At 66.3% G+C, this 12,744-nt stretch carries 9 protein-coding genes, 1 tRNA gene and 1 other RNA gene; 5 read left to right on the forward strand and 6 right to left on the reverse strand.

What is annotated here, in order from left to right; genetic code table 11:
- Positions 1-50: 50 nt before the first annotated feature.
- The 3 genes from recR to ffs form a co-directional block, all read right to left on the reverse strand.
- Positions 51-650 (reverse strand): recombination mediator RecR, encoded by a 600-nt coding sequence (gene recR, locus QI450_RS00550; protein ID WP_226773925.1) that lies wholly within the window; start codon positions 648-650, stop codon positions 51-53.
- A 55-nt stretch (positions 651-705) separates the two neighbouring features.
- Positions 706-3,678, reverse strand: a complete 2,973-nt coding sequence (locus QI450_RS00555; protein ID WP_282359568.1) for a DNA polymerase III subunit gamma and tau — start codon at positions 3,676-3,678, stop codon at positions 706-708.
- Positions 3,679-3,705: 27 nt separating this feature from the next.
- Positions 3,706-3,802: signal recognition particle sRNA small type (gene ffs, locus QI450_RS00560), an RNA gene on the reverse strand.
- A gap of 224 nt (positions 3,803-4,026) precedes the next feature.
- Here ffs and QI450_RS00565 point away from each other — a divergent pair.
- Positions 4,027-4,111: transfer RNA gene (locus QI450_RS00565), tRNA-Ser, on the forward strand.
- Between the two features lie 65 nt (positions 4,112-4,176).
- Here QI450_RS00565 and QI450_RS00570 read toward each other — a convergent pair.
- On the reverse strand, positions 4,177-5,088 hold the full coding sequence (locus QI450_RS00570; protein ID WP_226774285.1) for an oxygenase MpaB family protein: 912 nt from the start codon (positions 5,086-5,088) through the stop codon (positions 4,177-4,179).
- Between the two features lie 264 nt (positions 5,089-5,352).
- On the opposite strand from QI450_RS00570, the gene QI450_RS00575 reads away from it, so the two are divergent.
- From QI450_RS00575 to QI450_RS00590, 4 genes are all read left to right on the forward strand, one after another.
- Positions 5,353-6,789 carry a M23 family metallopeptidase gene (locus tag QI450_RS00575; RefSeq protein WP_282468071.1) on the forward strand — a complete coding sequence of 479 codons (1,437 nt, stop codon included), beginning with the start codon at positions 5,353-5,355 and terminating at the stop codon, positions 6,787-6,789.
- 108 nt (positions 6,790-6,897) lie between these two features.
- Positions 6,898-7,383: a glutathione peroxidase gene (locus tag QI450_RS00580; protein ID WP_226775008.1), complete on the forward strand. Its 486-nt coding sequence runs from the start codon at positions 6,898-6,900 to the stop codon at positions 7,381-7,383.
- Positions 7,384-7,604: 221 nt separating this feature from the next.
- The gene (gene fdhA / locus QI450_RS00585) at positions 7,605-8,816 is read left to right on the forward strand and encodes a formaldehyde dehydrogenase, glutathione-independent (RefSeq protein ID WP_226775009.1); all 1,212 of its coding nucleotides are present in this window, start codon (positions 7,605-7,607) and stop codon (positions 8,814-8,816) included.
- 196 nt (positions 8,817-9,012) lie between these two features.
- Positions 9,013-9,954, forward strand: a complete 942-nt coding sequence (locus tag QI450_RS00590; RefSeq protein ID WP_282468072.1) for a phosphodiesterase — start codon at positions 9,013-9,015, stop codon at positions 9,952-9,954.
- 88 nt (positions 9,955-10,042) lie between these two features.
- Here QI450_RS00590 and QI450_RS00595 read toward each other — a convergent pair whose 3' ends face one another.
- The gene (locus tag QI450_RS00595; protein ID WP_282359574.1) at positions 10,043-11,620 is read right to left on the reverse strand and encodes a stealth family protein; all 1,578 of its coding nucleotides are present in this window, start codon (positions 11,618-11,620) and stop codon (positions 10,043-10,045) included.
- Between the two features lie 124 nt (positions 11,621-11,744).
- Complete coding sequence (locus tag QI450_RS00600; protein ID WP_226775012.1) at positions 11,745-12,659, reverse strand: hypothetical protein; 915 nt, start codon at positions 12,657-12,659, stop codon at positions 11,745-11,747.
- Between the last annotated feature and the right edge of the window lie 85 nt (positions 12,660-12,744).

Below are 12,744 nucleotides of genomic sequence, written 5' to 3' on the forward strand. Positions count from 1 at the left end.
CGCTAGTGTGCCAAGGTGGGGCCGAGGCGGCGTTCATCATCCCGGGTGGACTAGCTCAGAGCGTTGCGGCGGCCCTCGAACGCACGGCCCAGCGTGACCTCATCGGCGTATTCGAGGTCGCCGCCCACGGGCAGTCCCGACGCCAGCCTGGTGACGGCGATCCCGATCGACTTGAGCATACGGGCCAGGTAGGTAGCCGTTGCCTCGCCCTCCAGATTGGGGTCGGTGGCAATGATGACTTCCTGGATGGCCCCGTCGTTGAGCCGGGTGAGCAGCTCACGGATCCGGAGCTGCTCGGGGCCAACACCGGCGATGGGGTTGATGGCCCCTCCAAGCACGTGGTAACGGCCGCGGAAAGATCGGGTGCGTTCGACGGCAAGGACGTCTTTGGATTCTTCAACGACGCAGATGATCGAGGGGTCCCGGCGCGGGTCCCGGCAGATGTTGCAGAGTTCCTGCTCCGTGACGTTCCCGCAGACGGTGCAGAATTTCACCCGCTCTTTGACAGTGATGATGGCATCGGCCAGCCGCTTCATGTCCTGCGGGTCGGCTTCAAGGATGTGGAAAGCCAGCCGCTGGGCGGACTTGGGCCCGACGCCGGGAAGCCGTCCGAGCTCGTCGATCAGCTCTTGAACTGCACCTTCGTACACTTTGTCCTCGTTCGTCTTTGTGTGTGGGGGGGGTCGGTGGCCTGCGGCGGGGCGGCTAGAACCGCGGCGGCAGTGCGCTGCCGTCCAAGGACCGTTCTTCCACGAGTTTTCCGCCCAGGATGCGTTCCACGGCGGCCCGTCCGAAGACGCCTGATTCTTCGATAGTCTCGTCGTCGGCGCTGGGTACGTCCTGGACATAGGTGTTGACCGCGGCTGCGGCGCGGGCCGGGGCCTTGGCGCGGCCCGCTTCGGCCTCAGGGCTGTTGGAGAGGCGCTGGTACAGGCTTTGCCTGCCAGCGGATGGTGGGGTTGCCAGGTCCGCGGGCGCCATCACCGGCGTGGCGTGCAGGGCAACGGGCTCGCCGCTGGTTGACGCTGGCTCGGAGGCAGCGACGGCCGGCACCAGCTCCGCGGAATCTCCCCACCCGTTCGAAGAGGCAACGGGCTGGTAGGACGCGGAAGCCGACACTGCCGCGGCGTACTGCGGGACCTGTGCCGCTGCTGGTTCATACTGCGGTGGATCGGGCTCGGGCGTTGGGGTGGCAGCGACGGTTTCCTCGCGCCGGTAGCCTCCGACGTTGGAGTCGGTGCCGACGGTCCAGACGCCGGGGGCTTCCTCGAGGGCACGGCCCCAGGGGTCGTCGGCAGGGGCTGGCGCTTCGACCGGCGGAACGGCGGTCGGGGTTGTTTTGGCGGCAGCCCCGGCGCGGGCGGGTGCGGCGGGCCTGTTGCGTACAGCTGAGGCTGCCGGTTGCGGGGCGGCGCTGGCAGCTGGGGCCGAAGGGTCCCAGTCCATCGGCGGTTCCTCGTCCAGCGGCGGAGCGTCTTCGTCCCGCGGCGGTCCCCAATCGTCGTCGGGATAGGCGTAGGAGCCGGCCGGGTCCTGGACCGGTCCCGGGTGTTCGTTCGCTGCCGAAGCTGCCGGAACGGCGGTCCGGGGTTCCTCCGGCGTGGTTTCTGTCGGAGCGTGCGACGGCGTAGGCGCAGAGGCAGAGGCAGAGGCAGAGGCAGCGGGTGCCGGGGCCGCCGCTGGAGCATCTTCGGCCGGCGCAGGCCCTGGTGGCAGCGCGGTGGCCGGGGCGTCCTGGTGCGCAGCACTTTGCTCCGCCGCGGCCGTGGGCAGGCTCCAGCCAGCGTCGGTGGGCGTGGCCGGGACGTCCCGGCTAGCGGGTGCTTTTGGGTTTGGCTCAGAGCTCGCTGCGCTGTTGCTTCCACTGGCCACGGCAGTGATCTGGCATTCGATGCCAATCGTCTTGTGGATCGCCTGCCGCAGATTCTCCGAGTGATCTGCCCGCCCGAACGCGCCCGCCAGGCCCGCGGTATTAAAGGCGAGCGTCAGTACATGGTCTTCGAAGTGCCCCACTTGGGCATTTGGTTCGACGAGGGCCCAGGTGCTCCGCTTGATCTTGCTGAGGGTCTGCAGGATCTCGGGCCATGCGCGGCGGAGGACTTCGACATCGGCCCCGGATCCGGTGCCATTAGCAGCAGCGGGAGCTGTTGACGCGGCGGAGGGGGCGGGCCGGATTTGGGCCACAGCGGACGGGGCAGCGACCGCCGGCACCGGCGGAGCTGCCTCGCGCGCCGGCGCCGGTCCGGAGGCCGCCGGGTTGACCGCCGCCGGCTCAGTGACGGGCCAGTCCCGGGTGCTGACACGCGGCGGAGTGAGAGTTTCCCTGGCCGGTTCAGCGTCGGGCAGCCGGGCCGCTTGAACGGCGGCGGCCGGCGGAGTGGCGGCTGCAGGCACCGGAACGGCAGGCGCCGGAGCCGCCGCCGCGGGGGCAGCCGCCGCTGCGGTAGCGTCCGGGGCCTGGGCGGCCGTGACCGCTGGGGCGGCAAGGGGGGCCCCGACGTCGTTTCCGGCATAATTCAGGCGGCGTTCCACCCGGTCGATTCGGGCGGCAATGCCGCGCTCTGTCTGCTCCGAAGACGGCAGCAGGATCCGGGCGCAGAGTAATTCCAGGTGCAGCCGCGGCGACGTCGCACCGGTCATCTCGGTCAGAGCGGTGTTGGAGACGTCCGCTGCCCGGGACAGCTCTGCCGCGCCCAGGTTGTGTGCCTGGTTCTGCAGACGCGCGATTTGGTCGGCGGGAACGCCGCGGAGAATTGACTGGGCGCTCTCCGGCAAGGCTTGGACGATGATGAGGTCGCGGAAGCGTTCGAGCAGGTCCTCCACGAACCGGCGCGGGTCATGTCCGGTTTGGATGACCCGGTCCACTGCGCGGAACACGGTGGCGGCGTCGGAGGCCGCGACGGCCTCCACAACGTCGTCGAGCAGCGTCGCATGGGTGTAGCCCAGCAGGGCAACGGCGAGCTCGTAGTCCAGGCCGTCCGGTCCGGCGCCGGCCATAAGCTGGTCCAGGACGGAGAGCGAGTCCCGCACGGAACCTCCGCCGGCGCGGATAACGAGCGAAAGCACGCCCGGCGCCACGGGGACATCTTCCTGCCTGCAGAGCAGCTCCAGGTACGCCATCAGCGGCTCGGGCGGCACGAGGCGGAACGGGTAGTGGTGTGTACGGGAACGGATGGTGCCGATGACCTTGTCCGGCTCCGTGGTGGCAAAAATGAATTTGATGTGTTCCGGCGGCTCTTCGACGATCTTGAGCAGGGCGTTGAAGCCGGCTGAGGTGACCATGTGGGCTTCGTCGATGATAAAGATCTTGTAGCGGTCGCGGACGGGAGCGTAGGTTGCCCGTTCGCGCAGGTCGCGGGCGTCGTCGACACCGCCGTGGCTGGCGGCGTCGATCTCGATGACGTCGAGGGACCCGGAGCCGCCCCGGGCCAGTTCGACGCAGCTCGGGCACTTGCCGCAAGGGGTATCCGTGGGGCCCTCGGCGCAGTTCAGGCAACGGGCCAGGATGCGGGCGGAAGTCGTTTTTCCGCAGCCGCGGGGGCCCGAAAAGAGGTAGGCGTGGTTCACGCGATTCTTGCGCAGAGCGGTCATCAGCGGCTCGGTTACGTGTTCCTGCCCGATAACGTCCGCGAACGAATCAGGGCGGTATCTACGGTAAAGGGCGGTAGTAACAGTCACAGCTAAACCCTACCAATCGGCACAGACATAAAAGACCCCTCATGCACCCGCCAGAGCCCATTTACCCTTGCTACCTTCCGGTCCTGGGGGAGTTCAACAGGATGACGCCACATGAGGGGCCGTCAGCAAGTTTACCCGACGTTTGAGTGTGCCCCGAATCGTGGGCTGCGAGCCGGGAAAATCCCGCCGGACATGCTCATTTTCCAGTGCAGAGGCAGGGCACAATAGGCATATGTCCATTGGTCGCGGTGAGCGTGGGGCATGTCCGGTGGGGCCGGGGGTGGGGCCAATTGGGCGATGCCGGGAAGTTCAGGTATTCTAGTATCTGCTTTTGATTCAGAAGCTACTGGAGAATTCGCCTAGCGGCCTATGGCGCACGCCTGGAACGCGTGTTGGGTTAACGCCCTCGGGGGTTCAAATCCCCCATTCTCCGCGCTTGGCCCCGGTCCCTTGGACCGGGGCCTTTTTGCTTGCCGCGAAGATGACGGCCCGGCGCCCTCAGGCCCGGTAGCCCAGCCTGCGGAGTCGATTCCGGGCAGCCTGTTCACTCGGGCCCACCCGGCCCAAAGCGAGATGGACGATGCTGAGCGTAACCTTCGTCGCCAGCCGCACCGGCAGCGGGAAGGGCCCCAGCCGGGCGGTGCGCAGGCCCAGCAAGTCCCGGTACTTGGGCTCGAGGCTGACCACGGCCGCTGCGAACAGCACCCGGTAGCCCGGTCTGAGCACGGGGTGGAGCGGCGGGTTGCGGATGAACGCCACGGTCTCGGCAACCCTTCCGTCGGAGCGGAGCTCGCCGGCTTCATACCAGTGGTCCAATTGCCGGCGCATAGCCGCCTCGCTGAGCGGCGGCGACTGCACCCCCATCAGTTCACCGGCCTGTGCCCACTCACGCACGTAGGCGTCGGGACCGCCAGGAATCGGCCGGCCCCAGATCTTGTGCGTCGAGAGGAAAGCGTCGGTGAAGGCGATATGCACCCAGCGAAGCAATTCCGGATCATCAGCCGCGTAGCTGCGCGCGACGCCGTGACCGTCCACGTATTCCCCGCGCACCGATCCGTGGAGCCGCAGCACCCAGTCGGAGGCAGCGCGGGCCGCGGTGGTTGACCCGTAGGTAACCGTAAAGATCCAGCGGATCGTCCCCGCAAGCCGGCCCAGTGGATCCTCGCGGAAACGGGAGTGGTCGTGGACGCCAGCCAACGCGCCGGGATGGAGCGCCTGCATAAGCAGCGCCCGAATGCCCGCCACAATCGGTGTCATGTCCCCATGCACGGCCCAGACTGCCGAGCCTGGCAGGTGGTAGCCGGGGTCGTTGCCTTCCGCAAGACGGGGCACCCATTCCGGGACCTCGTCCCGGGACCCGGAAAACGTTTGCTTTAGTTCGGCCTGCCATTCCCTGAGGACATTGCGCATACTCCCATTCTCACCCACAGCCGCGGTGCCAGATACTCGCCGCTGGGCGCGGAACTACTGTGCTGCCCACTCGAGTTTGAAAGCCGCGGGTTTTTGCGGTTCACAGGCCACGACGAATGTGGTCCCATAAGAACGTCGGTCCGAGGTATTTGCGATCGGCGAACAGGATGCGGGAGCCACATCGTGGGAAAACACTGGGGAAACTCATCGGGTGGGCAGGCCACTAGAACCCGAATCTTTGCTGGGCGCCTTCTGTCCGGGGGTTTGTGCCTCTCCCTTGCGGTGCTGAGTTTCGGAGTCCAGGGGCTCGCGGGCAGCGGAACTGCCGGATTGCCGGCCCGAGTGCTGGCCTCCGGCGTCGTAGGTCCGGGCACCCTGGCGGCGGACGGTGGAGGCATCCCCGCCGTTTCGGCTGTTGGCGCCTTGGCCGCCACATCATTCACCGCCGACGCACTGGCGCTTCTGGCCTACAACCGGTCAAGCGTCCTGACGACGCCCAGGGACGGCGTAGCCGTGCAGCTCAACGTTGCATCTGCCGGATTGAAACGGCCCGCAGGAGGCTTCCTGATGGCTCCCCTCGAATCCCTCCACGAGTCCTCTCCCTTTGGGCAGCGAATCAGCCCCATCTCGGGAGCGCCCGGCGAATTCCACTGGGGCCAGGACTACTCGGCGCCATGCGGTACCCGGGTCTATTCCGCCGACGCCGGAGTGGTGCGGGCAGTCGGCTGGCACCCCTGGGGTGGCGGAAACCGTGTGGAAATCGATCACGGCAACGGCCTCGTGACCACCTACAACCACCTTGAGGGGATCGCCGTCAAAAAGGGCGACTCGGTTCGGGTTGGCCAGGTCATTGCGAGGGTGGGAACCACCGGGTCCTCCACCGGCTGCCATCTGCATTTTGAGACCATCCTCAACGGCTCCCACAAAAACCCCCATGAATGGATCCTCCTACCGACGGTGCAGACGGACCAGCTTGGCGCCCTGGTGATGACCAGCTACGCGCCCAATGCCGGACTGCCGTCGAATACTTCACTTGGCTGGGCGATCCCGGGTTCCCGCGACCGGAGCGGCGAGTCCGGCGCCCAAGCAGCACCCGCAACGGTGATGCCGCAACTGCCAAACCTCATCGCGACGCCGACGACGTCCATCGCGACGCCGACGACGTCCATCGCGACGCCGACGACGTCCATCGCGACGCCGCCCGCGCCCACACCGCCCACCACGACGCCGACGACCCCGCCCGTGACGACCCCGCCCGCGCCCGCACCGCCCACCACACCGCCCACCATGACGCCGCCAACGACCCCGCCCGTGACGACCCCGCCCGCGCCCACACCGCCCACCACGACGCCGACGACCCCGCCCGTGACGACCCCGCCCGCGCCCGCACCGCCCACCACACCGCCCACCATGACGCCGCCAACGACCCCGCCCGCGCCCACACCAACCGCGACGCCGACGACCCCACCGACCGTGACGCCCGCGCCCACACCGCCCACCATGACGCCGCCAACGACCCCGCCAACGACCCCGCCCGCGCCCACACCGCCCACCGTGCCGCCAACGACGCCGGCCACCGCGACGCCGACGCCCACACCCACAGTGACCCCCGCCTCCACCCCTACCCCTACCCCGACGACCGAGCCCACGCCGCTGACTGCGCCGCGGGTACCCGTCCCGTCGCTGCCTCCGGGGCCGTAGCAGGCCCCGACCCATACCCGCGTACGTTGGTATCGAATGACAGTCGTGACCAATCCGGATCACTGCTCCGGGCACGAACTCCCTACCAACTTCGCGAGGAACCCCGCTATGACCGATCTCCACAGCATTCCGCTCACCCTTATCGACGGCACCAGCACCGACTTTGGCCGGTTCAAGGGGGAGGTGGTGCTGGTGGTCAACGTGGCGTCGCAGTGCGGTTTCACCCCGCAGTACGCCGGGCTTGAGGCGCTTCACAATAAGTTCCGGGATCAGGGCTTTCAGGTACTCGGGGTGCCCTGCAACCAGTTTGCCGGCCAGGAACCCGCCGCGGACTCCGAGATCGCGGAATTCTGCGAACGGAACTTCGGTGTGACCTTTCCACTCAGCACCAAAGCCGACGTCCGCGGCAAAAACCAGCACCCTCTCTACGCGGAACTGACGAAATTCAAAAACGGCTTCCTGCCGGGGCTGGTGAAGTGGAACTTCGAGAAATTCCTTGTGAACCGTGAGGGCGCAGTGGTTTCCCGGTTTGCTCCTACCGTCGGTCCGGATTCGCCCGAAGTACTGGAAGCCGTTCGCTCGGCCCTTAGCTGAGAGCTGGGTCCCGGACTGCAAGGGGACAAGGACCCCTATCCCTAAGCAGGCTTACCGACTTAGACTGGCCGGACCTTCCAGATACACCGGGCATGCCCACGGCGCCAACGCGCTCGTGCGCGCTGGCGCTCTGCTGCGCGTGCCTGGGGACGGTATGTCAGTACGCTTCGTGAATCACTACCGGACTCTCAGAGCGGGTCCGTGAAACCAGGAGGAATGTGATGACAGGGAACAAAGCCGTTGCCTACAAGGGGCCGGGAAAGGTCGAGCTTATCGACATCGACTACCCCAGCTTCGAACTCAAAGACGGTCCGGGGGTCAACCCCGCCAACGTGGGCCGCTCCGTGCGCCATGGCGTAATCCTCAAAACCGTTGCCACGAACATTTGCGGTTCGGACCAGCACATGGTCCGCGGCCGCACCACCGCTCCCTCAGACCTGGTGCTGGGGCACGAAATCACCGGCGAAGTGGTCGAAGTAGGGCCCGACGTCGAGTTCATCAAGGTGGGGGACATCTGCTCGGTTCCCTTCAACATCGCCTGCGGACGGTGCCGCAACTGCAAGGAACGCAAGACCGGTATTTGCCTTAACGTCAACCCGGACCGTCCGGGCAGCGCCTACGGCTACGTCGACATGGGCGGCTGGGTCGGCGGCCAGGCCAACTACGTCCTGGTACCGTACGCGGACTGGAACTTGCTGAAGTTCCCGGACCGGGACCAGGCGCTCGAGAAGATGATGGACCTGACCATGCTCTCGGACATCTTCCCGACCGGCTTCCACGGCGCTGTTACCGCCGGCGTTGGAGTCGGTTCCACGGTCTACGTCGCCGGGGCGGGCCCTGTTGGGCTGGCTGCGGCAACCAGCGCCCAGCTCTTGGGCGCCGCCGTCGTTATTGTCGGTGACATGAACGCTGACCGCCTGGCGCAGGCGCGCAGCTTTGGCTGCGAAACCGTGGATTTGAGCGAAGGCGGCCCGGCGGAGCAGATCGAACAGCTGCTGGGCGTCCCGGAGGTCGACTGCGGCGTCGACGCCGTCGGCTTCGAAGCCAGGGGACACGGCCACGACGCCAAGGAAGCGCCGGCAACGGTGCTGAACTCGCTGATGGAAATCACTGCAGCCGGCGGCGCCCTGGGCATTCCGGGGCTCTACGTCACGGGGGATCCAGGCGGTGTGGACGAAGCGGCCAAAAAGGGGGCGCTCTCGCTCAGCCTCGGGACCGGCTGGGCCAAATCGCTGAGCTTCACCACCGGCCAGTGCCCGGTGATGAAGTACAACCGCCAGCTGATGATGGCGATCCTGCATGACAGGGTCCACATCGCTAAGAACGTCAACGCCAAGGCGATCACGCTGGAGGAAGCGCCGAAGGGCTACGCGGAGTTCGACGCCGGCGCCGCCACGAAGTACGTGCTGAACCCGAACGGCTACCTGAGCTAGCAGCCAGGTGCCTGAGTAAGTACGTTCCGGCGAGCGCATAGCGGGGCAAGTATGCGTTCGCCGGAATACTCGTTGTTGTCTTTTTTTCAAACATGCCTACTGGAGTTTGCGCATTGTTCGCCGATTGTCTGGTTGGATAGACCTTACTGAGAGGGACGTTGGGGGCTACAGCCTCCACCCAACCAGGAAGGTAGCAATGGAGCTCATCGAGGCCGAACACCCCCGGCCACGTCATTTTCTACTCCATCTGAGTGACCCCCACCTGCTGGGAGGTCCGGATCCACTCCATGGTGTGGTCAACAGCGAATCCCTGCTCCAACAACTTTTTGACGAAGTGCAGGCCTCCGGAGCCCGCCCGGAAGCCGTGATTTTCACCGGCGACCTGGCCGACCGGGGCGAAGCGGCGGCCTACGCCAAACTGCGGGCCATTGTTGAGCCCGCCTGCAAGGCCCTCGGGGCAAAGGTCATTTGGGCAATGGGAAACCACGACGACCGCGCCAACTTCCGTACCGGCCTGCTGGACGTCCCGGCCGACGATTCCCCCGTGGACCATACGTATTTCATCAACGGGCTGCGGATCATCACCCTCGACACCTCGGTTCCGGGCTACCACCACGGCGAGCTGAGCCCCGGGCAACTGGAGTGGCTCGCGGCCGAACTCGCCACGCCCGCCCCGGATGGAACCATCCTGGCCCTGCACCACCCGCCGGTGCCTTCGGTCCTGGATCTCGCGGTCCTCGTCGAGCTGCGGGACCAGGCGGCCCTGGCCGGGGTCCTGCGGAACTCCGACGTTCGCGCAATTTTGGGTGGCCACCTACACTATTCGACGACGGCGACTTTCGCCGGGATCCCGGTCTCGGTAGCGTCAGCCACGTGTTACACGCAGGACCTCAACGTTCCGGTCGGCGGAACTCGCGGGCGCGACGGCGGCCAGGCGTTTAATCTCGTGCACGTCTATGAGCACACAATTGTGCACTCCGTGGTCCTGCTCGGCGACACACCCGCGGTCGGCGAGATTGTTCCGGCCGCGGAGGTCCAGCGGCGGATCACGGCGGCCGGGATCCGCATCCCGGCCAAGGCGAAGCTTGAGGATCCGGCCAGGACCCCCAGCAACCGCCGCCTGACTTCCCGCAGCTAGCGCAGGACCCGCCGTCGCCCGCCGGGACCCCGGTCCGGTGACCGCGGCCGGAGGGCGATGTTGGTTTCGCCCCGCGGCCCGCGCCCGGCTACTTTTCCCAGGGGGCCTTGATCGGGTAATACTTCTCCAGGAAGTCAGTCACGAGCTCGGCCCGTTCCTCAGCGGCAACCTCGGGGAAGCTTCCGTCATTGAGGCAAAAGAAGTCCATGTTCCGCTTGGCGAGCAGTTTTGGCAGGTAGTTCAGGCCGGCCCTGGCGGTGGTGTCCACGTAGCGCACCTTTGCCGCCGTCTGGGTAACGGCCCGGCCGGTGAGCAGGGCGTAGTAGTGGTAGAACGAGTTGGTCACCGAGATGTTGTCGGCCGCGCGGAAGGTACTGGCCGCAGTTTTTGCGAATTCGGCCGGAAATTCCTGTTCCATCGTGGCCACGACACTGCGTCGCAGCGGTGCGGCCGTGTGTTCCAGGTGCCGTGTGGTGATCCGGCCGAAGCGGTCCCAGAGCAATTTTCGGTTGACCCGGGCAGCGTTTTCGAAGCCGCTGCGCTCGGCGTCGTTGTCCCCAAGCCCGATCCGGGTTTCGGCTTCAATAAACTTCGTGATGCCGCCTGGGGTAAAAAACATGTCCGGTCCGACGGCACGGCCGAAGAACATGTCGTCGTTGGAGTACAGGAAGTGCTCGGACAAGCCGTCGATGTTGTGAAGCTGGCACTCCACGGCCTGTGAGTTGTGGGTGGGCAGCACGGACGGGTCCGCAAAGAACTCTTCGCTGCGGACAATCGTCACTCCCGGGTGGTCCGCAAGCCAGGCCGGCGCGGTCGAGTCCGTGGCGATGAAGATCCGGCGGACCCAGGGCGCAAACATGTACACCGAGCGCAGCGCGTACTTGAGTTCGTCGATCTGGCGGAAACGGGCTTCGTGGTCGTCGCCTTCGCCCACCACAACGCCGGCCATCCGTGCGCGCCGCGCTGCAATGTACTCCGGGGAACTGCCGTCCACCCAGGAGAACACGATGTCGACGTCGAAGCTGATGTCACTTGCGTGGTCAGCGAACATGTTCTCGATCGTGGGCCAAGTGTGGCCGTAGCGCTCCACCGTGCCGCGGACGGCGTCCTGGGCCAGCAGTGTCCGGCGGGTCAACGAGTTCTCGATCGGCAGGATCAGCTGGTCCCCCTCGAAACTCCACAGTTCCAGCTGCACGCCGGCCGAGGCGCCGAACTCGAAGCCGCCCTCAGGCTCGACCCGCGGACGGTACAACCGGAAGATCCGGGCCTGCCGGTTGGGGGAGAGTTCGCCGTCGGCAACCAGGACGGAGGACTTCTTTTTGGCGTCAACGGTCATCGAGTAGAAAGGCTCGTCGCGGCAGGCAGTGACGAGGGCGCTGCGGAGTTTCTTGCGGTCCTTCCAGTCCACAGCGATGACCGGCCGGTCGTTATTGCCCCGGACCAGGAGGTAGTCGAGCCCGGCGTCGTCAAGCACCGACCTGATGAGCATCAGGTCCTCGACCATGGCCTGGTACGGCGTGCGGTTTTCGTTGATCAGGCCGTAGCGGCCCCGCCGGCGCACGACGTGCTGGCGGGTACGGAATCTCGCGACCGCAGCCGCGGAGGTGACCTCGTCGTGGGCGTCCACGGATGCCTGGCTGCCGTAATAGATCTCGTCCTGGACCATTGCGTCTGTAATTTCGGTTCTCCGTGATTCTTTGCGTGAGTGGGTGCCTACTTGCATGATAACGCCCGCCCCAAAATCGGCCGGAATTTCCGCGGCAGGGATGCTGCGGAAGTGGCCGGCCGGCTCAGCCCGCCAGGGCTAGGCGCCAGCTGCGCAGGAAGGCCGCGCCGGCGTCGTCGTGGATGACTTCCGCACCCAAACCCAGATCCGCCGCGGTGAGGACCTCGTAAGGTTTTACCGGGACACCGTCGGCCGGCCGGACATCGACATGCTTCACCGGATGGTCGTTGTGGTGCAGCCAGTCGGCCATGGCGTAGTCGGTGCGGGAATCGCCCACCGTGCGCCAGGCCTGCGGGGTAACGCCCTGCGCTGCCAGCAGTTCCACGGCCCGGCTCGCGCCGAGGTCCTTGCCGAGCCGGACCGACTCAATGTCGGTGGAGATGATGGTCGGATCCACCCGATAGTCGACCCGGTCATCGGAGTCCGGTACGTGATGGTCCAGCCGCACGACTCCCAGACCATGCCGGGACATCAGTTCGATGGCGTCGGCGTCGAAGAGCTGCTGCTCGGCCTGGTAGTCGGAGCTCTCGACGGCGATGTGCTGTTCGACGGAGACCATGGCCAGCTTGGTTTCGTCGAAGAACATGTGGCTGGTGTAGTCCTCCGCCACGAGCCGGCGGACGTCATCGCTGAAAGCCCGGGGAACGGCCAGTTCATGGTCGACATGCACCGGGCCGGGCCCCGCAGCGGTGTAGCTGAACCAGACAGCGCCCTTTTCACATACCGCATGGATCAGGGTGCCGGCCGGCATTCCCGCGGCAATCATCGGCTCCATCACCTGTTCACGGATGAAGTCGGCCGAACGGCCGGTATTAAAGACCACCGGGATCCCGGCCCCGGCCAGCGCGAGCAGGTCCGCGATGATCTCCGGCTGCACCGTGCGGGTGACGGGGCTCGCTACCGGACCGTCGACGTCGAGCAGGAGTGCCAGCGGGGGAGTCGACGGCGTGAGGGAGGCGTTGATCTCGGCAGTTGTCATGACCCCATTCTTCCAGCAGCCAGGCACCAATGGATCCGTTGAAAGCCGTGCTGCCGGAAGATGGGCACTGTGACAGCTTCGACTC

Origin of the sequence: Arthrobacter sp. EM1, from assembly GCF_029964055.1 — a bacterium.
Lineage (GTDB): Bacteria > Actinomycetota > Actinomycetes > Actinomycetales > Micrococcaceae > Arthrobacter.

Excerpts from the sequence above, each read along its gene's own strand:
- QI450_RS00570 (WP_226774285.1), bottom strand. The coding sequence starts at position 5,088 with ATGCGCAATGTCCTCAGGGAATGGCAGGCCGAACTAAAGCAAACGTTT.
- QI450_RS00580 (WP_226775008.1), top strand. The coding sequence starts at position 6,898 with ATGACCGATCTCCACAGCATTCCGCTCACCCTTATCGACGGCACCAGC.
- fdhA (WP_226775009.1), top strand. The coding sequence starts at position 7,605 with ATGACAGGGAACAAAGCCGTTGCCTACAAGGGGCCGGGAAAGGTCGAG.
- QI450_RS00590 (WP_282468072.1), top strand. The coding sequence starts at position 9,013 with ATGGAGCTCATCGAGGCCGAACACCCCCGGCCACGTCATTTTCTACTC.
- QI450_RS00595 (WP_282359574.1), bottom strand. The coding sequence starts at position 11,620 with ATGGTCCAGGACGAGATCTATTACGGCAGCCAGGCATCCGTGGACGCC.
- QI450_RS00600 (WP_226775012.1), bottom strand. The coding sequence starts at position 12,659 with ATGACAACTGCCGAGATCAACGCCTCCCTCACGCCGTCGACTCCCCCG.